This window comes from Chryseobacterium pennae, assembly GCF_003385515.1.
GTDB classification, from domain to species: domain Bacteria; phylum Bacteroidota; class Bacteroidia; order Flavobacteriales; family Weeksellaceae; genus Chryseobacterium; species Chryseobacterium pennae.
Window position 1 is genome coordinate 31,374 of the sequence record NZ_QNVT01000028.1, and the last position, 22,666, is coordinate 54,039.

The following is a 22,666-nucleotide window of genomic DNA, read 5'->3' on the forward strand; positions in this document are numbered from 1 at the left end:
ATTAAAAATTGCGTTTGTATCGGTTCATAATGTCTTCAACAATAGCCTTATCCGTATTGATGTATCCGGCAAAAGGATTAATAGAGTTCCAAAAGCCCAGTCTATTAGCCTTTTCAAGTCTCAGCTTTATGGCCAGAAGCCACAGCTTTAGACTTTTTACATTTCCCGAAATATTGTGCAGAATTTTATAGCGATCACCTGCCGTAGCAAGGTTGAGCTCTCCCGAAGAAAGAATATCCGATACATCTGTTACGATTTTCAAACTTTGCTCATACGTTTTTTGAGACGCTTTAGTTCCAAAAATGGCGTACTGTGGATGTGCAGAAGCCAGTTGAACCACATCAGAAGAATATTTATAACACTTATTTAGTTCTGAATAAATTTCTTTTACCTGAAGTCCATTTTGTAAGGTTCCGGAAACTTCTTTTAAACCTTTGAGTATTCTGTTTTGAATATCATTAGCTGCCACCATCTGGGTTCCTACCCACATTTGTGCATCTTTCAGCTTGGAAGTTTCATCTATGACTTCATTCTGTTTGGCTTTCAGGTTTTCTGAATACAGGATCATCGCTGCTGTTACCGTAGGATCTATATAGGTATTTTGGGCATATAGTAAGCTTCCGAATCCTAAAAAAAATAAGCTAAACTTTTTCATATTCATAGACTTCTCTGTTAACTAATTCCGAAAAACTGATGTTATAATCTTCTAATTCCTGAGAGATAATTTTGAAGATATTTTTACCGGTATTCTCCTTCCTGTTCTTAAGCTCATGATAGAACTTAAGAACTTTCTGATCTAAAGGTCTTTTATACAGATTTACTAAAGAGACCATACTTCCCATATCATCCCCGAAGTTCTTTACCTGTTCTACAAAAATTTCCAGGGCCTCATCATAGTTCCCATGCTTTTGTACATAATATTCAACAGCCGATTTTTCAGGCTTTTCCGTAGTGTAGGTTAAATACTGCTCGAGAGATACTTCGTTACCGTATACTTCTCCTTTAGAACCTCGTTTCAGATAAAATTCCTTGAAACGGCTTCGTCCCTGCTTATTATTTAAGTTGTTGATCGTGAAAATCTTATTCTGCTCTACTTTATTTAAGGATAATAAAGCCGCTATACGATCAAAATTGTCCTTGAATTTGGTCTGATCCAGAAGGATAAACGTATCGGAATTATTGATAATACTGTCTTTTACAACAGCATTTCCGATAATATCATCCAGTTCCTGGGTTACCACCACCGCTTCACCCCAGAATTTCCTTACAGTCTTATAGAGATATAAAATATATCCACCCATTAATTTTGATGCAATCGCCTTCCATGCTTCTTCGATTATAAGGGCTTTACGACGATCTTTTCTGAGTCTCATTTTCTGGATGAAAGTATCCATAATGATAAGCGTTACAATGGGGAAAAGCTTGGGATTATCTTTCACATTATCAATTTCGAAAACAATAAAAGGCTCATCAAATAGCGTATTGTCAGCACTTTCATTGAGTGTGGTTTCATATCTTCCGCCTTTGTAAAAATCCCTTAGAACAAACAGGAAGGTCCTTAAATTAAATTCTCTTTCCGTTATTCTGTGCTTTTTATTACCAAGGTAAAGAGGCAAAAATTTGTCGCAATACTCATAAAATCCATTGAAAGAAAGCTCTCTTGTATTAAGCCTTTCTTCCAGTTCCTTAATCTTTTTAATGAGAGCCTTTTTAAAAGATTCATTCCACTCCTTCAGATCTTTGGGCTGTTTTATAATTTCATTAGCCTGAATAATCATCAGTAGGGTTTCATTATAGGCTCTGCGCTTTTCTTCACTGCTCAAAGTTTCATAAGCCTCATAGACTTTATAGAATTTTTCACTGTCATAATCAGGATTATTCATGTTTTTATCCGGATGATATTCAATCGCCAATTTTCTAAAGGCTTCTTTAACTTCATCAGAATCGGCATCGAAAGCTATTCCCAGTACATCATAATAACTATGTCTCTCCGCCATTTCTTCCTCATAGTCTGCAAGAATATCTTCTTCATGAATATTATATTTACTTAAGTAGAGCATTAGTTCTTCAGAGCTTTTATGCTTATACCACTCTGTTCCCGAGTTGAAATAAGTATGATAATAGGACATCAGTACATTATCCAATATGGATTTCTGCGCAGAGGTCATCATAGCATCCGGTCCCTGCCAGATTAGAAAGATCAGATTGGTCAAAAACTCTATTTTTTCAATATTGAATTCTTTCTTATCCATCAGAAAAGGATTCATCGTAATTGGCTTTTCTTCTGTGTACTGAATATATCGCCCACCTTTGTACATACATGTTCCCGAGTAGGAATCTCCTGTATCTACGATCACAACATCATAATTATAGGTGAGATACTGCTCAACGATATTATTCATCAAAAAGCTCTTGCCTGATCCGCTGGGTCCCAGCACAAACTTGTTCCGGTTATTGATTCTTCCGATCTTAATCGGTAAATCCGCAGGATCAACTTTTATAGGGACTCCCTGTCTGTCTGTAAATCTTAGGTAGAAGCTGCTTTCTTCACTCAAAGGGTAGCTTTCTTTAAAAAAAAAACAAAGCGCAGCTTCGCTTGTCGTCATAAACAGATCATATTCCCTAAGCTCTGTAGCATTGCCCGGAAGGGCGGCCCTGAAAAGCTCAAGCTGATTATAGGCATTCTTCGAAACAATAATTCCTTTGGTGAATAACTTATTCTCAATCATGGATTGGATATTTTCCATTTTTTCCAGTGTAGGAGCAGAAAACAAAATGGAAAAATGGGCATTGACAACTAACTGTCCATCTATAGCGATATTATGAAGCAGGCTCTGAATCTCCTCCGCAATAATGGCATTGGAAGGAGAATTGTTAGCAGCACCTTCGTGCTTTTTCTTCTTTTTGTCAAGTTCCCTTTGCTGCTGTGCCTGATGTGGAATGGTAATGACCTGGTTGTAGATTATCGTTTCGTAATCTTCCAGCTCTCCTATAAAAGTGAAATTATCTACTGCCGTTTCTCCGGCAGCTCCATTACCTCCTAATAGGGAATATGGTTCTATTTCAGAGGGTAAATCAATCTTTTCTACATCGACATAAGAAATATTCTTAACAAACCTGCTTCCTATTTGCAAATACTCCTGAGTACTTTTGATATTATCATAAGTCGGAGTATCTGTAAGCTGCATGGTTAAAACTCCGGACAGGTAATATTCAAAGTCTTTTTCAAATAAGAACTCAGGTTCACAGTTATTTTGCTTTAAAAGCATATAGACCTTTTGACATTTGTCCCGGAGTTCTTTATAGCTCTTTTCTGTTATATTGCCACCGGTCGCTGACCGGCCGTTTTTCTTTATTTTGTCATTAATAATATCCGTGAACAGTAACACCGTTTCAATGGTTTTGAAAAGTCTCCCGTCAAAATGCTCGGAGTATTTCTGTTGCAAAAACTGATTGGATTTCTCAGCCGTGTATCTTTTTTTGGCGAAAATATCAAGCTTTTGAACAATCCTTCCTTCTCCGATAATGGATACTACCTGATTCAAAACCGTATGGAAATGGAGATAATGATCCGGATCTGCCGAGTACTGTTCCACCATATTTCTAAGCCTGATTCCTATAATAGGATTTCCATACTGCCCGAAAAGAACATCAAAACCCCAATCATAATTTTCCCCATAGTCATAGCCGATGAAAGGAATAGTAAATGCTTGTTTTTTTGTTTTCATACGGAATTATTTATTTTTTGATTGATTGTATGGCCTTTTGCTTCCACTTTTCTGGAAAAGCTTTTTATTGTTTATCCTTTTGGGAAAAATGAAAATTTGATTATTGTTTTTAGTCTTATCGTACAGTCCGTATTTGTCCTGTCTTCTGAAGATCAGATAAACACCTCCTCCGGTCGCTAAAAGCCCCAGTAAAGAGCCTAATAGTCCAAATTTGGATAATATGAGCGCTGCAATGACTCCGCCTCCGATAACACCCACGGCATAAAAAATATATTTGCCTTTGAGCCCGAAGAATACAAGAGGCTTTTTCAGCCCCTTGTATAGGTAGAATCCCATGACTTATGCAAAGAATGAGGTTACAAATTCCGGAACTACAATCAGAAAGATCATCGCTCCACCATAACCAAGGATTTCTTTGTTCACATCCTGGTCTCCATTGGTCCATTTGTTATATACTCTAAGACCTCCAATAAAGCCGACTAATCCGCCCACGGCTTTCAAAATCAGTTTAATGGGGTCCCAATAATCCTTAATATCACTGGCTGCATTTGAAATAGCCGTTGCTCCTCCCTGAGCAAATACAGGAGTGATAGCGAGAAGAATTACACAGGCTGTCAATAACTTTTTTACCACTTGATGGCATTTAAATTTGTGATTCATAATGATTAAATTTTATTATCAGAGTTAGATTTTATGCTTAGAATTGGGCATAAGAGGTATGCTATCCTTATTGGTTAAGGATCATACAGGGTAATTTTTGAAGTGTTTTTTGCTTAAATTATAGAGTGGTAGACTTTCTGTCCATCGTAGTTAGCGACCATTTGAACAGTTGTCTCCGATAAATTCAGGAGCTCTTTCCAGTGGGATTTAGTTTTCTCCTTTTTTTCGCTCTTAGAATCCTGATCTGATATATTAGATACAGGCTGAGATTGGTTGGTGTGATCTGGCTGATTCTTTTCTTCTACTGTCGGAACGCTGTTGTTTTTTGCTGGTAAAGGCATATCATCAATATCCTGTTCAGCTTCAAATCTTTTCCTTAAGTCTTCCAAATCCGGTTGCTGCTCACTGGAGGATTGTGTTGGAAGGTTAAGTTCCCTTTTCAAAAAGGATTGGGGAGTTCGGATGTTTTCAACATCTTCAATTCCAATGGAAGTCGGAACCTGGTCACGAGTTTTGGAAAAATCACCAAGTGAAAATTCCTCAGTTAAATCTACATGTATGATTTTCTCTTTCCTTAAAAACAGATCATACAGGATATTTCCGGCATAGTACAGGAAATAAAGTCCTAATAGAATTAGTGAATACTTTATCATTTCTTATTTTTGATTTTGTTTTTACTAAGTGACTAGCCTTAAAGGGTAATTTGCAGTGCTTCATTAATTTGGTCTATGATTTCATTGAATGGTCTTTTTATAGCATTTTTTTGTTCATAAGTAAGCTTTCGGGTATCAATGGTCTGTAGACAGTTTCTCTTATATACGGGGCTTTCAATCAGGGTTCCATATTTTGAGATTTCTATATCCATTTCCTTTTGGTTGAGATATTTATAGCCTTTGTCATATTTGGAACGGATAAAGATCCGCTCTGCCTCACTTTCAAGAAGTCCCAGCAGGTTTTTGAATACCAGAGTAGATTTTACAGATACATCAGAATATTCAAAGGGAATGATGATAAAATCGCTGTAAATGAGTAGATCACTGTATTTTTGATCGAGTGTACCCGCCAAATCAAACAGGTAGATTTCTTTACTCTCCTTTAAGTCAATAATTTTTTCTAAATCTGCAAAAGGCTGTTCTTCATCCTCATCTCCTATAACTTCCACATCATACAGCTTAGGCAAAACAGAATATTCATCTTCTTTCCATTTATTAAAGAAAGACTTCTGATAATCAAAGTCAAACACATTAATCTTTCTTTCAGATACTACAGACAGATAATTGGCAAATGCTAAGGCAAGCGTGGTTTTCCCCGCTCCGCCCTTTTGGGTGGCGAACGTGATAATCATAGTATGGTTGCTACTTGGTAATTGTAGGTATTTAGCCTTTATGTTAACTGGAAGCCGAACTTCGGCCGGCTTATCGATTTTTCTTTTTACGCCTTTTCTTAAGCTCCTCCTCCGCAGGATCTTTTCCAGATCCTCCTGAAGATTTACTGAATTGAAAAATCAAATCATTAATACTTTTACTCAGCTCTTTTGTAAGCTGTTCATTTTGGCTTACTGAAACCTGCTGCTGGTTTAGATTTGGATTCAGAAACTTTTGATAGTCACTCTCCCCTATCAACTGTTCCAACTCTCCTACATAATGTAGTTTTGAGTGAATAGCGTAATATTTATCGTCCTTCGATTTTATAATATGAACATCTTTTGGACTCTGTGTTTTAACATATTGCTTTACATCCCTCCTGATAGAGCCAAATACTTCTCTATTCTTCCTTTTCTTAGTTTCAAAAAGCACAAAATCTTTTGGTATACCATTAGGATTCTGACGTTTTAAATATTCTATCAGGATTTGTTTGGAAACTTCATCGGCTATATTGTAATCTTTTAGCCCTTCAAAAAGCTTTTTATCAATAGTTTCAGCGGTAAATTCAAACAACTCATTCATTTTCAAAATATCGCTTCCTTTATACACCGATCCTGTTTTATGGTCAATCAAACTATATCCGAAAGGTTTAAGATCGACAGCTGATTTTTCTTTATTAGAAATATGGAATACAATATCAACCCCAAAGACATCTCTCAATTTTTTCTGAAGCTCACTCTCAAATTCAATTTTAGGGAGCATTTTTGTTTTTAGCTTTTCCTCCGGTAACATAGCCTCTTGTGCTCTATGGTCTTCAATCTTAAACACTTTGCACGAGTACAGTTCTTTGTATTTTGAGAAAATCGCCTTAAACTGCTTCGCTCTGGAATCATTTCTATGATTACTAAAGTTTAGTTCGGTAGCATTAATTGTTTTTTCCCGAACTCCGTTCTTCAAAATATCCAGAGCATTCTCATCATTCTTATTTTGAATAAGCTTAAATCCACTTCTTTCCAAAAGCAGTTCCAGTTGCTTAAGAGAACTATACCGGTAACCCAGTAATTTTTCTATTTGCTCCTGCGTGTTTACTCCATACAGCTTTTCCATTGTCAGGCTTAATGCTTTCTGGGCTTTAAGCTTTTCATAGCTGTCATTAATTTTCTTACCAGTCTGCTTGTCTACACGGGTTGAAACAATGTGTATGTGATTATTTTCCATATCATTATGGAAAACTACTATATAGGGCTGCTGCCCATATCCCAGCTCATCCATAAAGTTTTCCGCAATTTTTGTAAGTTCTTCTTTGGTGTGCTCTTGAAACTTCGTAGAAATAGCAGCATGAAATTGAGGCTTCTTTACCCTTTCATTATTTGAAACAGATTTCAAATAGTCCCGAACATCATGCTGGCTACTGTTTTCGTTAATGGAAGAAGGAAAATTTTTCATCAGCATCAGTTCTCCCGACCCTTTCTCTACTTTTTTGTCATTATACTGCACTCCGGGAAAACCTGATCCCGCAGGTTCCATGATCTTCACAATCATCTTGCAAGCATTGAATAGATTTTGGAAAAGATCATATTCTGCTCTCTCTTCAATTTTTCAATTTCAGAAAGCTTATCAAGGAAATTTTTTAATGCCTCTTCAGAAATAAACTTTTGTCCATTTACGATTCTTGCAATCTGGTTAATATTGGTTTCTATCTTGATAAAAATATTATCCTGTTTTTCAATGAAAGCCATTACCTTTCGTCTTTCATCATTCAGAATTCTGTTCTCTACTGAATGGATAATCAGGCTAGTCAGGGAAATCTGCTTTTCTGAGCAGATCCTTTTCCAGTTTTCTTTTCTGGATTTTTGGATTCTTATGATAATTAGGTCTTCTTTTCCATTTTTTTCCATTTTCAGTTTTTCCTATGGTAAATAAATAGTCGAGGTTTTATCAAAAAAAATAGCTCTTCACTTCTTGGTAAGTAAGGGGTAATATTGTCCCTCAAAAAAATGACAGAAAAATAAATCAGTGTTTTCATTTTGTTTTGATTAAAATTTCTTTTGCAAAATTGGGGTATAAAAACACTGAAAGCAATAGTATTCATGGGGTGTGGGCTAAAAAAGAACACGCTGGACTTATCTGGAAGATCTGGAGATTAAAAAAGAATGTACTGGGCTATTCTGGAAGATTGTACCTGATTTTCCCCAAATAAAAAAAACGAGTTCCGAAGTTTTTTCCCCTTTTTGCAAAAAAGGCAAGATCGTCTTTGGATCATACAACTTGAAAAGTTTGTATATACAAAGACACATCTTGCTCTATTAAGTCGCCCACTTTTTTCAGAGTTCTGAAAAGCTTTCTCTCTAAACCATAAAACACTAATAACCAGAATATTGATTTTATTTATATGGTTTTTGCTGTTGAAAGAAAAAACATTGCAAATATCGAAGTGCGGAGAATACACTAACCTGTATCCATTTTACTCAGGGTAGGAAGATAACCTGATACATTTTTACACAGGTTCTGTAATAGGATGGGTAAAATTTACGCAGGTTAGAATAAAACATGGGTAATTTTTACGCAGGTTGCAGCTTTGACAATTAATATTCAAGATCAGAATGTACATGATACTTTTTTATTCAGGTCTTATAATAAGCTGGATAAAAATTACGCAGGTGAAAAGAAAACATGGGTATTTTTTACGCAGGTTCCAATTTTTGCCTGTAATTATTTAAGATCAGACATGAACCTGATACTATTTTTGCACAGGCGCTACAATAAGGTGGTAAAATTTACGCAGGTTAAAAGAAAACATGGGTAATTTTTACGCAGGTTCACTTCATCAATAAGTATATTTTACCCTAAGTAAGTAATTAATCCCTGCAAGAGAGATATTTTGGAAATTAGTCGTATTTTAGATTTAAATAAAAATAGTATGGCTGAATTTACAAACAAATCATTTGATTACACAGATATTGTAGCGGGCAATGAATATAAGATCAAAGTATTGATTGTCTCTGCACCTGATGATATTCAGATCTCTAATATGGATACCAAAGAGGCAAAAGGATTTATCTTTAACATAGCTGTTAGCACTGAGCCACGCCTTTCGAATGATTATTTTGATACAGCAAAACAGTACGTGTACGTATTTGGCAGGGAGGGTGAGCATAAATTCGGCTATCTTGAAAACGGTAGTCTGGTTGAGACCGCTGAAAATCGCTTTATACAACTACTCGCGGTTCATACGCAAGAAATTCTTATGATTGCCGGGAATGAAGGACACTTCCATGTATAACTGTTTATGTTCTTCGCATTTTTGATGATATTTTTGAACATTGTTTTAAAAGACTTCGAAAGGCAAATGTTTTACTATCAGTTTTATGAATAAAAGAATTAAATGGAGAATAAGTCTCAAAAAACGATAAAATCATAGAGATTACAGCAAATGAAGAAGCAAAAGAAGAGTTTTGATTCATTGATCGAACCAATCAACAACTATTTGGAATCATATCACTCTGAACAAAGGATTGCGAATACAAAGGCGCATTATTCAAAAACACTGGATTGTGTTAATGCTCTTGCCCAAATTTTTGAAGAATGTTTATCTTATGGGAACTTTAAAGACGAATGGGATTATGATAAATTCTATGAGTTTCTTTATGGTCCCGAATTAATCATTACGTCAATCAAAACAAATTGTGGTTATAAATTAGGGATTGACGATAAGGGATTATATCTATCAATGAATTTACATTATAGTGAAAACTTACGTTACATGGATGACAAATACTGGAAGTTGTTATTAGCACTCTCTGATTTTAAGGATTTTGAATATGAAGAATATGAATTTATAAGAAATGAGAGAAGAAATGAATTTCCAGAACTTTTCAAAACAAACAAGAGCATGATTTATAGAATTATGCGTAAATATATATTTGATTTTACTGAAACGCATTCAAGCTATCAACCAGGAAGTGTAGGAGAATTTAAAATTATAGCACCTTTTAATGAAGATTTTAGTCAAAGTGTTAAAAAATTTTGTGAAACATTTAAGATCATGTATAAACTGAATTATGATTTATGGAAAATTACCGACCTAAAAAATAAGAAGACAGCGACTGGAGATAGATATTAAATAGTGAGAGATTTATTCAGCAATTATGGTAAAGCATATTAAAACTTAATTTAGCCTTATTAGATCTTCATGGTGAAGCTATTTTTGTAAATCGACAAATACACTATATAACTGATTTTTGGATCAAAAATGTTAATGCAATGACAGAAAACTATGTACAATACGCAAGCGGATTTCAAAAAGACAATATTGATGAAGCGGATATAGTAAAAGCTATATCAGACATTCAGCTAATGGATGATGAGCATGGAGCCTTTTGGGTTTCAGTTATAACCGATAATGAAAATGTAATTGAGGTAAATAAAGACCTGTCACTTTCTGTAATTTTCGGAGGACAAGAAACTAAGTACCATGCTATAGATTGGAAAGAAGTTAAAGAACTTTATAAACTACTGTTGCTTGAAAAGTTCGATGAAATAGCCTCGATAATAAAATAGCGAATGCCTGGTACTAGGTTTACGTCGATGGGCTGGTGTAAAAATTTGAAACATTGTAGTCCGAAACCAGCCTAAACTTCAAACCTTTTGGACGGTTATAAGAGATACAATAAAATCCCAAAACCAATACAAATTAAATCTATGATTGTACTTCTATGTATTGATTATTTTAGAAAACCTGTAAATTGGAATTACCCATTTCTTCCAAGAATCGGAGAAAAATTATTTACGGCTGATTTCCTTCCCCATGAAGAGCTTAAAGAACCGGAAGATTATTTGGTTGTCACTGATGTGATTTGGCATAGAGAAAATACGGAATCGAAAGAATTGTGTGTAAGTTTACTATTAGATTACCAAAAATAAGGTAACCTCAAAAAAGATGAAAAAAAATAAGCTTTATATTTTCGTAATAATGGCAGTAATAATCTTACTTCTGATTTTTATTTTTGAGTATGAAAAAGGAGTAAAAATAGGAACCTGGGGAGTGAATAGATCGATTAACTGGGGATGGGACTTTGGATTTTGATAAAAATTAATCTCACAAAACGATGTGTAAAAGCTATGAGAAGTCTTTGATTTTTATTGTTCTTCGTTACCGTTTTTGTCAAGCTGCTCAATATTATCTTTTACCAGTTGTTCCAATTGATAGGTGGCAACTCCTAACGGTTTATCCATGCCCCGCATGGCATATTCTACTTTTACATTACTTTTTGATGCACAAAGTAATAATCCGATCGTAGGCTCATCGGTTGGGGTTTTAAGCTTATCATCTATGGCGCTGATATAGAAATTAAGCTTCGAGATATATTCGGGTAAAAACTCTCCTGCCTTGAGTTCAATAACGACATACGCATGTAACACTGTATGATAAAAAAGCAAATCAATTTTGTAGTCCGTATCATCAACTTCAACCGGATACTGTCTGCCTACAAAGGCAAAACCTTTTCCCAACTCTAATAAAAAGTCAGTAATTTTATGGGTCAGAAGCTTTTCTATTTCAAGTTCTTTTACTTTTTCAGAAAGCATTAAGAAATCAAAATGATAGGGATCTTTAAAAATACTTTTGGCTAAATCGGACTGATATTCCGGTAAAGTTTGTTCAAAATTATGGATTGCCTTCCCTATTCTTCCATATAAATTACTCTGAATCTGCAACAACATCACATTTCGGCTCCACTCATTTTTGACAGTTTCTATGATATAAAAAGCTCTTTCCGCTGTATCTTTTACTTTGGTTAACAAGCTGATATGATGATACCACGTAATTTGTGCAAGTGGCACTTGCACAAATTCACCACCCGATTGTGCAAGCGGAACTTGCACTATTGGAAACTCCGGATATGCTTCTGCAAAAGCCCTCATATATTTGAGATTTCTAACAGAGAATCCTTTACTTTCAGAGAAATTTTTAGCCAAATCCAATGCCAGAAGGTCAATAATTTTACTCCCCCAACCGTTTTGTTTTTGTTTTTCAATGATGGAATTTCCGATTTCCCAATACAGGGTCAATAATTCTGCATTAACCTTGAAAGCTGCCTGAGTTTGAGTAAGCTTTATTTTATTTGCTATAAACGTTGTCCAATCCTGGTAATCTTTATGGTGGATAATTTCATCACTCATATAAAAACACATTTTTGTAGAGTTACAAAGATAGCAAAAAGGCTCTGCCATAAATTATGACAAAGCAATAAAATAGCTTAAAAAGTGCCCGATGAGCAGAAAAATCCACAAAATCATTGCTATTGATTATATTTATTTTTCATATCACAGATAATTTTTCTCTATAATTATCAAAATTTATATGGCAATTTAAGATTAAAGTTTTAACTTTATTTACCATTTGATATTTACATTTGTATCCCACTAAAATGTTTTATATCTGTATTTAAATCTTAAAATCACAAAACATTAAACATTAAATATTAAAATGAATTTTTTAACAGGAAAAGAATTAAACGAAAAAATATATGATACCATTTATAACTCCGAAAAATATCTCTTAATTCTGTCCCCGTTTATTCAGTTAGACCCCTATTTTAAAAATGAGGTCTTCAAAACTCATTTAAATAATTCCAATGTTCATATCATCATAGGTTTTGGGAAAAATGAAAATAATGTAAACAAGAGTTTTGGGAAAGAAGATTTTGATTATTTTACACAATTCCCCAATATTACTATAGTTTATATTCCTAAGCTGCATGCAAAATATTATGGAAATGAAAATAAGTCTGTGGTTACCTCTATGAATTTAATAGATTATTCTTTTATAAATAATATTGAATTTGGTGTTTATTCCGAAAAAAAACTAATATCTCTCAACCAGAATTCATTTTTTGAATCTGCTGTCAGCACATGTTTTAATATTGTTGAAGAGGAAGGTTACACCATTTTTGTTAAAAGACCTAAATATGAAAAGAAATCAATATTTGCCAAAAACTATGTGGGTTCAGAGGTAGAATTAAATTACATCGAGGAATTAATAAAATTCGGGCAGGTATCTAAAAGAAGATTGTCAGATTTTACAAATGAAAAGTATGTAAATCTTGCTCTAAAAGATCAAAGGAGGTCAAGAGAGGAATATCATGTTGAAAATGTCAATAAACAAAGTAAAATAATCAGCAATAAAGGGTATTGCATCAGATGCAGAACCACTATAAAAGTAGACTTGGAAAAACCCTTATGCTGGGAATGTTATAAGACTTGGTCAGTATATGAGGATCCTTTTTATAAGGAAAAATTTTGTATTTCGTGCGGGGAAGAAAATAATACAAGTTTTAATAGACCTGCCTGTCTTAAGTGCTTCAAAGAATTAAAGAAAAAATAAAATAAAACCGCAACCTTTCTTAAAAACACAAGGCAACAGCACTGCATTGTTTTTCAATAGGGTTGCACCGATTTCCGCAAAAATGCGTTTCCGACCAACAGGAGGAAGTGTATTTTTGCCGACTGATTGAATATATAAATTTTAGAAAGATTTTTTTTCAGAAGTATCAGATTTTATATTTTTTACAAACCAAAAAACATTCTGTCCATCAGAAAATTTTAAAAAAAGATTGCTATTTAGAATTATTTTCTTGAAAAAAAATCAAAGAGTATAAAATTCATTATCATTTTTTTATATTTGAACTGCTTACCAATATCTAAAAGAGAAATTTCAACAAAAATAAAATGAGAAAAATACTAATTCTATCCGTAATATCAATCTATTCATTAGCATACAGTCAAGCCAATTGCGAAGCTCTCAAAAAGGAAAATGAAACCTTACAATCGATGAATAAAACTTTGGCTTCAGAAAATGAATACCTTAAAAAAGTACTTGATATTAACAAGCCAATTCTTGAAACGGAAAAAGAAAATTCTTCATTCAAAATAACAAAAATTGTTGGAAGTAAAGCCGAAAAAAGCATTGCCATTACGTTTCTTGTTGAAGCAAAAGATGAGAACAAAAAAATGACGATTGAGGATATTTTCGTAGTAGATATTGAAGGAAATGAATATAAAATTGATTTTTTCAAATCCAGCAAGCCATATCCTCAGTTAGCATTGAATGTACCTGTTAAACTTACTTTCTCATTTAAAGACATACAGGGCGAACCTTTATTTATTAAAATTTTCAGGTTTAAAACCACTTCACAACCCGAAAGAAATTCTTTTGAAAAAACGAAATCGAATTTAGAATTTAGAATTTAGGGATTTAAAAGTCTTATGGAATTAATAATACTTTGAATAATAAAATTCAAGGTATTAAATAAAAAAGACCGCAACCTTTTTTAAAAACACAATGCAAAAGCTTCGGAATGTTTTTCAATGGGGTTGCTCCACTTTCAGCAAAAATGCGTTTCCGACCGCAGGGAGGAATTGCATTTTTGCCGCCCGATTTTTCTCAGACGGCAGAAATCATGCAATTTTTATGGGTTGGGAATGAAAGTTTTTAAGGTTAAGGAAAAATCCTCTATTCTCGGTTAATCCGTTTCTGAACAAGCTCCACAGCAAGGAGCTTCCCATTTGTGCCAATGTTGAGTTGATAAACAAATCCTGCTTTTCCAGTGCTTCTGCGAGTGAACAGCTTGGCGTATCATCATTGGTTTCCGATTGTTTTAACAAATCTCCAAACTCATCGGTGATAAAAGGTAAATGATCCACCGTTTCATATTTCTCGGAATTGGGCTGTTTAATTGTTCCAATGGTTGACAATATTGTTTGACCTGTATTTTTGCTGTTTCCAAAATCTAAGGAATACAAGGGACGGTCAGCATAATAGCGACCATTATTCAGACTTTTTAATATATCCGATATTTCAAATCTTGCACTCACACTGTCAACACAGGATATATAAATATTTGAAAGAATATTTTCAGAAAAATTTTCTGATTCACTCTTTTTAAATTTTTGTGTTTCTGCTTTCCAGTTTGTTCCCACCCAACGGTTAGCACGGTTGATTAAGGCAACGGACTTGTATAACCCAACTTCCGATTCTGCAAAACGCTGTCTCCCTAAATTAGCATCGGTAATAAGATCATCATCCCACAACCGCACTTGTAGCCCTGAATGCCTCAATTGTATAAGACTGTAATTCATTTCCATTAATACTGTCAGTACTTTTGAGCCTGTTCCCCCTGCACCGATTAGGTTGATGGTGACAGGGTTTGTAGGATTAATCAGGTAATTATCTGTAAAATGCACTTTTATTTTGTTGTTATTCATGGCAGTAAATTTTTAAGGGTTTTATTGGTTTTTTTTAATATTTCTTTTGGAAAAGTTTTGTCTGTATTAACGAGTTCTTTCCAAAGGTTTACACAGTTGCTATTGGTAGGATTATGGTTTAAATGGCTGAACCTGCTGTTAAAAAAATAGTTTTCCCAAGCCTTTATAAATTCTTCAACCGAAGCCGAGTTTTTAATATCCACACTGACTGTTCCCATACAGACACTTCCGTTTTCATACACATTAAAAAAGGGAGCATGATATAAAACTCTTTTCTCTGTTGGTCTTTTGTCGGAAGTGAGGGCAAATACGGTAAGATTTTGCTTTGAAGCCACCCACAGCATAGCCGGAACATTTGCTGTACCATTGGGGATTCCAAGTGATTCCGTGAAGAAAAGTTTTGTTTTTCTTGCTTTGGTGTACCATATTACAGAGCCTTTTTCAGTCGGATTGATATATAGAATATGGGTTGGCAGAATACTTTCAGGTTTTAAAAATGCTTTGCTTTTTTCTTTTTCCGTATTAAGGGATTTTGCCAATATTTTGGCTTCCCTTTCACTCAGAGGGTGAGCATTAATGGGATTTCCGTTTTTATCCATATCGAAATGCTCCACATAGGTGTGTTGGTTATCATCTTCGTTAGCCTGATAAATGACCAATGCTGAAACGGGATGGTATAATGTTCCGAAATGATGGGTTATATCTTTCATGATGTTATATTTTAAATGGTATTATACTTTAAATGCTGTTCAGAATATCAATTAATCTTTCTATCAGGGGAAAAATGCAGTTTTCAAAATCAAGGTTATCATTGCTGACATTTGTTCCGTCAAATCTTTTTTGTGTGGATGGTTCTTCTATTTCCGTACATTCCTGAAATTCAGCATTAACAGAATCAAATAAAGTCTGAAATAATATTCCTTTATCATCTGCACAGAATGAAACATATTTTTCCATTGTGATGGTTCTTTCATGATAATCCTCGTCGTAGTCGTCATTATTTGTATTTCTTTCCTTCCTCTGAATATTTCGGTAAATAGTAGCATCAGGAAACATTTCGTAAAGAGCAAGGGTATCACAGGCTAAAAGGAGACAATCGGTTTCAAATGAATCTCTATTTTCAAAACGGTTGATCCTCTCTTTAAATAAGGTTAAATTCTGTGGATTGTATATTTTTTGTTCCATATAGTCACCAATCCATTCACTTTGTTTTATTTCACGTAAATATTCAGGGGTATCTTCGGTTTCATCATTAATGAGCCAGTCCGATATCATTTCATACATCCAGCACAGGTAGCTGTCCTGCTGTCTGTAATAAGGGACATCTGCAATGTGATACAGGTATGAGCAAACGGACTGTACGAGCTGTGTAGCCTGTTTATAATTGGGATTTTTAGATAATCGGTACAGTGGAACGATTGGAATGTAATATAATGTTGCTCCTGTATTATATCCTTCTTCACTTAACAAGTACGTTTTCTTGTTATCCTGTACCAAGCGGATTCTCTCCCAATTCTTAACTTTAATTTTTAACTGCTTTTTGAGATCCTCTAAAGCAAAAGCAATATTGTAAGGAAAACCTAAGTGTTTTGAATGTGCAGGTATGATTCCGTAATGTTCAGCCAATTGGGAAAGGGACTGGTAAAAATCCCTTTCCATTTGGTCTGTTTCCTCCCAAGCCTGTACGGATGGTGTGTCTTTTAGTTTGGGCAGGAACGAACAATTTAAAAAAGCATGGGTAGCATGGCTATTGGTACTGCTTTCATTTTGTCTTTCTGTATTTCTCCTGCATCCTTTGGTCTTTGCATCCAATGGACGAACTCTCCCAACTGCCTGTGCAGTTGCTTTTGTTTTTGCTGTTCGAGAAGCTGTATTTTTCCCGATATGATTTTTCGTTGCATTCATCATAATTTAGTGATTGATATTGGGTAAATAGTGGTTGGATGTAAAGAAGATTACTGAAAACTCAACCACAAAATTTTATCAGCCTTTCGTTCCCATTACACTTTCAAAACGGTATTCTACCATGTCATTCCTGATTTGTGGTGCGGATACTTTTGCAGTTGTTAGGATGGGATAAGTATTGGCATAAAAATTCATGACGGCTTCAACACTCCATTTGGGTTCGGGGTCTGTTAATTGGATTTCCTGTCCATTATCTTTCAGGATAAAAACTCTTTCTAATTGGGTTGCAAGTAACATAATTGTTGATTTTTAAGGTTGAAAATTTTGTTCCTGTTCTTGTTCCTCTTCATGCTCTTGTTCCTGCTTTTGTTCGATATTTTCTATACTTTCAGTATTAAACAGGCTTGGGGCAAAATGTCTTTCATATTCATCCTGTTTTTTGCGGATAATGTCTGCATAATCAGGATATTCCGAAGCCTTTGGAAGTGCTGACCATGCACCTTTGTAGTTGCCTTCTTTTTCGAGTTCTTCTGCTTTTTGAAAGGCATCTTTGTACTTTTCCTCTTTGGTTTCTTTTTTGTCCTTATCGGATTTTTCCTTTTCCATTGCGGACTCTTTTTTAGCTTCTTCAAGCTGTTTCATAAAGCTTTCCATATTAACCATTAATCCAGAAGCTCTCTGCAATGGCGCTGAAATATTCTCAAAAAATCCGTTGTCTAATTCCTCTGCTGTTCCGCTTAGATTCAACGGCAGAATTAGGTTTTTCGCTTTATCCCCACACTGTTCGTTGTTAAGCAGTACGGAAAGGACTAAGCTGTTTTCATCTGCCTGCCGGAGTATCAATTGTAAATCTCCGACAAGGTTTAACTTTGTAAGTTGTCTGAAAAAATTGGTTTGCATAATTTGTTGGGTTATGGATTAATTACTAAATGAGTATTGAAGTCTATTAGTTCCCATAATGAAAACTCCACTGTCCTGAATTCTTCTTCCGTATGCTTTCCATAGGCTTTATAAATGGCATTTCCATCTTTAGATATCTGTATCTGGTAATGACACAGGCTATTTTTAGGTTGTTTCAGTTCTTTTAAATCTTCTTTCTTCAATTCAATGAAAATCCTGCTCCTCTCAGAGAGCCACTCTTCCACCAAAGGATAATATACTTTCGAAAATCTAAAGAATTCCACATGGGTATCGAAATAGTTTAGCGACTTTATATCTTCATCATTTTCAATGATTTTTATAACTTCAAGACGTTTCTTTTGGGTTTGTTTCCAATGCTCGGTAATATTGATAATGGCGAAATCGCAAGCATCCCATTCACTGTTGGTTTTTGCTTTTACAAGTAAATATTCCGTTAGTATATCAGATCGTTTCATTTTTTGTTTTTTTATGTTATAAATTCTATTTCTCAGAGGTATAAACCCCGTTCACGTAGTAGCAGATAAGCTTTTCCCAGAGACGTATTAAGCCATTGGTATCTACATAATATTTTTCCGTCCAACTGCAATAAATAACATATACAGGGACATCTGCGTACTCTTTATTATAGCTATATGCTTTCGCCAGTTTTTTAGCTTCGGATTTTGATTTTGCTGTCATACTCAGGATTTTTCATAGATATATGTTCCACTTGTTTTCATGGGGTCTGCACCCTGTGTCAATCGGATTTCCTTGTTAAATTTTAATGACAAGCTTCTTGCATAGTGTATCGCTTTCGTCCTGTCACAATGGATTTTGAAGTATATTGCTACCTGCTCCCATTCTGTTCGGTCATTTCGGGACTTCATCTGAAAATTATATTGTGATTCCATACGTTTTTTAGGGTAATCTTTGGTTAATTATTAAAATGGTAAATCATCATCCGTATCCCCTGCAAAAGGGTTACTTGATTCTTGCGTTGCATTTTGCTTCGGTTCACTTTCAACATTTCTTCCACCTCCATAAACCTGAATGTATGAAGTATGAAAATTCAATCCTGAACGGATTTCTCCATCTTTGCCTATCCATGCGCTTGAGCTTGCCCTGCCTGTTAATTCTACCACCGTCCCTTTGGTAAGGATTTTGGCAACATTCGGGCTTATCCAGTACGAACAATTGTAATAGGTGGTCAGCTCCCTGCGCTCCCCCTGCTTGGTCTTGTAGCTGTCGTTAATAGCTACTGAAAAGTTCACGACCTGTCTGTCGTTTTTCAATGTGTTGATTTCTGCGTTTCTGGTAATTCTACCGATAATTGTGTTCATAATATTTTGTTTTAATTGTTAATCATTACTTTTTTCAGTTGTAAAATTTCGAGTGATTTGATTCGGTATCGAGGACACTCGGCTTCTTTCTTTTCACCTTTTCCAATGGGAAAAGCATTATTTATTTTTTTTGTTTGATTATTCTTATGTTAAAGAGCGACTGTTTGATTCGTATAACTGAGGTTCCGACTTTTTCTTTGCTAAATGACCATAGTACAGGATCAGGCACTTAAAACCGAAATGGAAAGCATTGAAATAGAGGCTCCGAAATCTTTTTGTCCGAAGGATTCAGGAGTGTCTGGAAAAATTGTTGGAGCGAAGCGGAGAGAATTTTTGTAGAAACCCAAAAAGATTTTTTTGAGTGAATGACCTGTACTACATTTGCTACAGTAAAAAGTGAAAAACCACAGTTATATATATGAATTGAATAGGTGATATTTAACCCTAGAATGATCTAAAACAACAATGAATAATTGGATTTTTCCTTGTGTTGATGTGATTTTGAAGTTTATTTTCTTAAGACCGTCATCAACATTCAAGACCGGAATTCTAAAAATTAACAGGTTTTATTGAAGGTTTTATATTTTTGTTAGTTGAAGAAGCTGAAAAAATCAGGTATATAAATCTGAATAATAAAGCACTTGTGGCAGCCAATAAAATGAGGTTACATAAATTATTTGACACTAAAAAACATCTTTATAACCATCACAATCAGCAAAAAAGCCTCCTCGTAAAGGAGACTCAAAAAATGATGATTGTTGGAAAAGTTTTCATTTCAAATATAGTGATTCTAAACAAACTCACTGACAAAAATGACCATTAAGAGAACCAGTTACTCAATATATCCCTGGCAAAACCACTCATTAAGATCCTTAAAATCTCGATAAATTAGAGAACAATCCTCTACATGTTTATATTTCATTAATATTTTGTTTTTAGTGATATTTCCATTAGAATCATTATCAAGAAAAAGGTAAATTTTATCGTATTCACCAAGTGCTTTTATTGCTTTGAAAAGCATTACAGTAGAATTGAGAATCAAATAATCAGAATTTTTAGTTTTTTCTATATTTTTGAAGGTCAGATAATCTATAAAACCTTCAAAAACAGTGATTTCTTTATTATTCTCTTCTCCCTGAATCAAAGTCACATCTTTCTTCCCTAAACAGATTTTTGAATACGGATTGCGGATTTCAAAACCACCTGAATTATTTTCAAAGGCAATTCCAAAATAATTTCTCCCTTTTAATTCATAATGCAGCTCTTTAATCAGCTTTCTCTGTTCATAAACTTTCCTGGATTTCAGGTATTGAATTAAAACTGGATGTTGAATCTTTTTTACTTTAAAACCCCTGTAATGAGACTGTGTTACGATTTCTTCTTTCTGTTTGTGATACTGTATTGAAAAATCAAATTTTCCAAGATATTTCAAAGCTTCCGAAACAGAACATTTATTTACCAGCTGAACAATAGAAATAACATCATAACTCTTCCCCGTTCCAAAGTCGAATGCTATATTTTTTATAAAATCAACAGAAAGACTGGGAATTTTTTCCTCCCTGTCCAGCGCAAAATAAAAAGCGGTCTTTCCGTTTTCTTTCACGGGAAAAAGATTGAAGGATTCTAAAACCGTCCGGATTCCGACTTTCTGTTTGATTTTTTCGCAATTCATTTTTTTTTCTTTTAAAAGCAGTTTTTTTATTCCGGAATTTCCTTTTTAATAAAAAAAAGACTTTTATTTTCTTTTTAGTTTACTTTTAATCATTCGTTGTATCTGCTTGTGACAAAGCATTTAGATTGTTTTCAAAATGAGTGTAATTCCGAATTCCAAATGAGTACAAATCCGAAATATGAATGAGTACAATTCCGAAAAAATGGCTTTTATCGCATGAGTGCAAATCCGAATTGAATTTTGTTTTCATCTCTTGTTTTCACTGTATCTACCATTTTCACCAGCTTTACAATTCCGAAATGAGTGCAATTCCGAAATCAACGCCATAAAAATTCAAATTTTAACATTTTCTTAACTTCAGTGAGTGCAATTCCGAATTCTAAATGAGTACAAATCCGAAATACGCATGAGCGCAATTCCGAAATCAGAGAATAACTGGATAACCGTTGGGCAGTATTTCCCCCATTTTTGTTTCCCTGTACAATTGTATAATAAGTTCCTGTATTTTGTTTAGAAAAGCCGTTCCCTGAAAATTCGTAGATTTTATCCCTTTCAGCCTGTTAATCCTTATAAATTCACTAAAAGCCTTTTCTATCAGTTGGCGGGTTTGCGGAATAGTTTGATATTGATAGGAAAACTGAAGCATTTCGCGTTGCTCCAGCCCATATCTTTTGCTGAAATAATAGAGCCTCCTTGTAATCTTCGATTTTCCTGCTGTATGTTCCGGTATATCTACACCTGTGATCTTTTTAGTATAAAAAGGATGAATGAAAATAAAATCACCTTTATAATGATAATTGAATGAAAGGTTATTGTACCTGTTGATATTTATTTTTGCAGTTTTAAGAAACTTGAAGCAAAAATCATTCGCGGTTTTATAGTTCAGCCCAAACTTTTTGTTCAGTGAAGAAAGTTTCATCATGGTTCCGCCTTCAGGAAGTTTTGAAAGCCAGATGGCAAAAATAATATGCTTGTTGTTTCTTATATTATACACCAGATTGTAAAGGATATAGTTATATTCGGGAATAATCATCAGCTTTTTCAGCCAGTAGCTGCTGATAAGAAAGCTTGTATATCCACGCTCATCATAACTTGGTGTGGAAATAAGCCCTCCAAATGTTTTAATCTCTTTTCCTTTAAAATTTACCGATTTATACCAGCCCATTTTGAACCGGGCAAGAAACTCATACGCTTCTACAACCTGTTTGGTTGAGCCACTCGGAGAGATTTTATTGTTCCTGATTTTAATTGATGCAAAAATGTTATTTTCGGTTTCAAATTCCTGATCAAACAGGGAAAGCTGTTTCGGACGGTCATCAGGCCGGAACTGCTCACTGCTGATAATCGAAATAATGTTAAAAATAACACGTAGCGCATTGATCGGAATATCAGCGGCTTCTTGGTCTTGGTCTTCAAAAATAAAATCGTCCACAAAATGATTTCCCAGGCGTATTCTTTCGGGAATTCTCTCGTCTTTATCCTCAAATATCTTTCTGACAAGTCTTAAATCTTTTTCCGGAATAGCCATACTTTATATTTTTAGCGTGCTCTAATTTTGATCTTTAACAGAACTTTGTTCAGATTGAAAGACCTTTAAAGCAATTTAATTTTCTCTGTCTTTAGAGTTTTTGAGCCCTCATTAAGATTATAATACAGGTAATCCCCCGTTTCATCTGTTCTGAAAACTCTTTTTTCTACTTTCCCGAAATTGGGGATTTTAACTTTCTGAATTCCTTGGTACTCGGCAGGAATTCCATTGAGACTTACTTTCTGTCCAGGCTTTATATCTGATAGTTTCATTTTTAAAGTTTTAAAATTTTAAATAGATAAACA

At 34.4% G+C, this 22,666-nt stretch carries 27 protein-coding genes; 6 read left to right on the top strand and 21 right to left on the bottom strand.

What is annotated here, in order from left to right; all coding sequences use genetic code 11:
* Nucleotide 1: 1 nt before the first annotated feature.
* From DRF65_RS22425 to DRF65_RS22460, 8 genes are all read right to left on the bottom strand, one after another.
* Nucleotides 2-655, bottom strand: coding sequence for a hypothetical protein (locus DRF65_RS22425; RefSeq protein ID WP_034870120.1), 654 nt, complete (start codon nt 653-655; stop codon nt 2-4).
* Entirely contained in the window at nt 642-3,728 is a 3,087-nt protein-coding gene (locus DRF65_RS22430) for a TraG family conjugative transposon ATPase (protein WP_115972961.1), read from the bottom strand. The genes DRF65_RS22425 and DRF65_RS22430 overlap by 14 nt, the downstream gene beginning before the upstream one ends.
* A gap of 6 nt (nt 3,729-3,734) precedes the next feature.
* On the bottom strand, nt 3,735-4,064 hold the full coding sequence (locus tag DRF65_RS22435; RefSeq protein ID WP_115972962.1) for a DUF4133 domain-containing protein: 330 nt from the start codon (nt 4,062-4,064) through the stop codon (nt 3,735-3,737).
* 3 nt (nt 4,065-4,067) lie between these two features.
* A complete protein-coding gene (locus DRF65_RS22440) occupies nt 4,068-4,388 on the bottom strand; it encodes a DUF4134 domain-containing protein (protein WP_078771559.1) in 321 nt (106 codons plus the stop codon).
* A gap of 113 nt (nt 4,389-4,501) precedes the next feature.
* Nucleotides 4,502-5,041 (bottom strand): hypothetical protein, encoded by a 540-nt coding sequence (locus DRF65_RS22445; protein ID WP_115972963.1) that lies wholly within the window; start codon nt 5,039-5,041, stop codon nt 4,502-4,504.
* A 38-nt stretch (nt 5,042-5,079) separates the two neighbouring features.
* The gene (locus tag DRF65_RS22450) at nt 5,080-5,733 is read right to left on the bottom strand and encodes a ParA family protein (protein WP_034870054.1); all 654 of its coding nucleotides are present in this window, start codon (nt 5,731-5,733) and stop codon (nt 5,080-5,082) included.
* Between the two features lie 70 nt (nt 5,734-5,803).
* Complete coding sequence (locus DRF65_RS22455) at nt 5,804-7,294, bottom strand: relaxase/mobilization nuclease domain-containing protein (RefSeq protein ID WP_115972964.1); 1,491 nt, start codon at nt 7,292-7,294, stop codon at nt 5,804-5,806.
* Nucleotides 7,291-7,650 carry a hypothetical protein gene (locus tag DRF65_RS22460; protein WP_115972965.1) on the bottom strand — a complete coding sequence of 120 codons (360 nt, stop codon included), beginning with the start codon at nt 7,648-7,650 and terminating at the stop codon, nt 7,291-7,293. The genes DRF65_RS22455 and DRF65_RS22460 overlap by 4 nt, the downstream gene beginning before the upstream one ends.
* A gap of 1,022 nt (nt 7,651-8,672) precedes the next feature.
* Between DRF65_RS22460 and DRF65_RS22470 the strand changes: the two genes are divergently transcribed.
* From DRF65_RS22470 to DRF65_RS22485, 4 genes are all read left to right on the top strand, one after another.
* Entirely contained in the window at nt 8,673-9,035 is a 363-nt protein-coding gene (locus DRF65_RS22470) for a hypothetical protein (protein ID WP_115972967.1), read from the top strand.
* A gap of 150 nt (nt 9,036-9,185) precedes the next feature.
* Complete coding sequence (locus DRF65_RS22475; RefSeq protein ID WP_115972968.1) at nt 9,186-9,875, top strand: hypothetical protein; 690 nt, start codon at nt 9,186-9,188, stop codon at nt 9,873-9,875.
* 140 nt (nt 9,876-10,015) lie between these two features.
* A complete protein-coding gene (locus DRF65_RS22480) occupies nt 10,016-10,312 on the top strand; it encodes a hypothetical protein (protein WP_115972969.1) in 297 nt (98 codons plus the stop codon).
* A 141-nt stretch (nt 10,313-10,453) separates the two neighbouring features.
* Complete coding sequence (locus tag DRF65_RS22485) at nt 10,454-10,675, top strand: hypothetical protein (protein ID WP_123947416.1); 222 nt, start codon at nt 10,454-10,456, stop codon at nt 10,673-10,675.
* Between the two features lie 216 nt (nt 10,676-10,891).
* Here DRF65_RS22485 and DRF65_RS22490 read toward each other — a convergent pair whose 3' ends face one another.
* Entirely contained in the window at nt 10,892-11,932 is a 1,041-nt protein-coding gene (locus tag DRF65_RS22490; RefSeq protein WP_115972971.1) for a PDDEXK nuclease domain-containing protein, read from the bottom strand.
* A 307-nt stretch (nt 11,933-12,239) separates the two neighbouring features.
* Between DRF65_RS22490 and DRF65_RS22495 the strand changes: the two genes are divergently transcribed.
* Together DRF65_RS22495 and DRF65_RS22500 are read left to right on the top strand one after the other, a co-directional pair.
* The gene (locus DRF65_RS22495) at nt 12,240-13,136 is read left to right on the top strand and encodes a phospholipase D-like domain-containing protein (protein WP_185148483.1); all 897 of its coding nucleotides are present in this window, start codon (nt 12,240-12,242) and stop codon (nt 13,134-13,136) included.
* A 344-nt stretch (nt 13,137-13,480) separates the two neighbouring features.
* Nucleotides 13,481-14,002, top strand: a complete 522-nt coding sequence (locus DRF65_RS22500) for a transposase (RefSeq protein ID WP_228438891.1) — start codon at nt 13,481-13,483, stop codon at nt 14,000-14,002.
* 207 nt (nt 14,003-14,209) lie between these two features.
* Here DRF65_RS22500 and DRF65_RS22505 read toward each other — a convergent pair whose 3' ends face one another.
* The 12 genes from DRF65_RS22505 to DRF65_RS22565 all read right to left on the bottom strand — a co-directional run bounded on the left by DRF65_RS22505 (nt 14,210) and on the right by DRF65_RS22565 (nt 22,633).
* Entirely contained in the window at nt 14,210-15,016 is an 807-nt protein-coding gene (locus DRF65_RS22505) for a PRTRC system ThiF family protein (protein ID WP_115972972.1), read from the bottom strand.
* Nucleotides 15,013-15,726 (bottom strand): PRTRC system protein B, encoded by a 714-nt coding sequence (locus DRF65_RS22510; protein WP_115972973.1) that lies wholly within the window; start codon nt 15,724-15,726, stop codon nt 15,013-15,015. The genes DRF65_RS22505 and DRF65_RS22510 overlap by 4 nt, the downstream gene beginning before the upstream one ends.
* A gap of 28 nt (nt 15,727-15,754) precedes the next feature.
* Nucleotides 15,755-16,924, bottom strand: coding sequence for a hypothetical protein (locus tag DRF65_RS22515; RefSeq protein WP_115972974.1), 1,170 nt, complete (start codon nt 16,922-16,924; stop codon nt 15,755-15,757).
* A 75-nt stretch (nt 16,925-16,999) separates the two neighbouring features.
* Nucleotides 17,000-17,218, bottom strand: coding sequence for a PRTRC system protein C (locus DRF65_RS22520; protein ID WP_115972975.1), 219 nt, complete (start codon nt 17,216-17,218; stop codon nt 17,000-17,002).
* Nucleotides 17,219-17,230: 12 nt separating this feature from the next.
* Nucleotides 17,231-17,821: a PRTRC system protein E gene (locus tag DRF65_RS22525; protein WP_115972976.1), complete on the bottom strand. Its 591-nt coding sequence runs from the start codon at nt 17,819-17,821 to the stop codon at nt 17,231-17,233.
* Nucleotides 17,822-17,832: 11 nt separating this feature from the next.
* Nucleotides 17,833-18,297 carry a hypothetical protein gene (locus DRF65_RS22530; protein WP_115972977.1) on the bottom strand — a complete coding sequence of 155 codons (465 nt, stop codon included), beginning with the start codon at nt 18,295-18,297 and terminating at the stop codon, nt 17,833-17,835.
* Nucleotides 18,298-18,322: 25 nt separating this feature from the next.
* Nucleotides 18,323-18,520, bottom strand: a complete 198-nt coding sequence (locus tag DRF65_RS22535; protein ID WP_115972978.1) for a DNA-binding protein — start codon at nt 18,518-18,520, stop codon at nt 18,323-18,325.
* A 2-nt stretch (nt 18,521-18,522) separates the two neighbouring features.
* Nucleotides 18,523-18,732, bottom strand: coding sequence for a hypothetical protein (locus DRF65_RS22540; RefSeq protein WP_115972979.1), 210 nt, complete (start codon nt 18,730-18,732; stop codon nt 18,523-18,525).
* Nucleotides 18,733-18,762: 30 nt separating this feature from the next.
* Complete coding sequence (locus tag DRF65_RS22545; RefSeq protein ID WP_115972980.1) at nt 18,763-19,161, bottom strand: single-stranded DNA-binding protein; 399 nt, start codon at nt 19,159-19,161, stop codon at nt 18,763-18,765.
* A gap of 832 nt (nt 19,162-19,993) precedes the next feature.
* Nucleotides 19,994-20,833 carry a toprim domain-containing protein gene (locus DRF65_RS22555; RefSeq protein ID WP_115972982.1) on the bottom strand — a complete coding sequence of 280 codons (840 nt, stop codon included), beginning with the start codon at nt 20,831-20,833 and terminating at the stop codon, nt 19,994-19,996.
* Nucleotides 20,834-21,257: 424 nt separating this feature from the next.
* Complete coding sequence (locus DRF65_RS22560) at nt 21,258-22,361, bottom strand: hypothetical protein (RefSeq protein ID WP_115972983.1); 1,104 nt, start codon at nt 22,359-22,361, stop codon at nt 21,258-21,260.
* Nucleotides 22,362-22,426: 65 nt separating this feature from the next.
* A complete protein-coding gene (locus DRF65_RS22565; protein ID WP_115972984.1) occupies nt 22,427-22,633 on the bottom strand; it encodes a hypothetical protein in 207 nt (68 codons plus the stop codon).
* Nucleotides 22,634-22,666 lie beyond the last annotated feature (33 nt).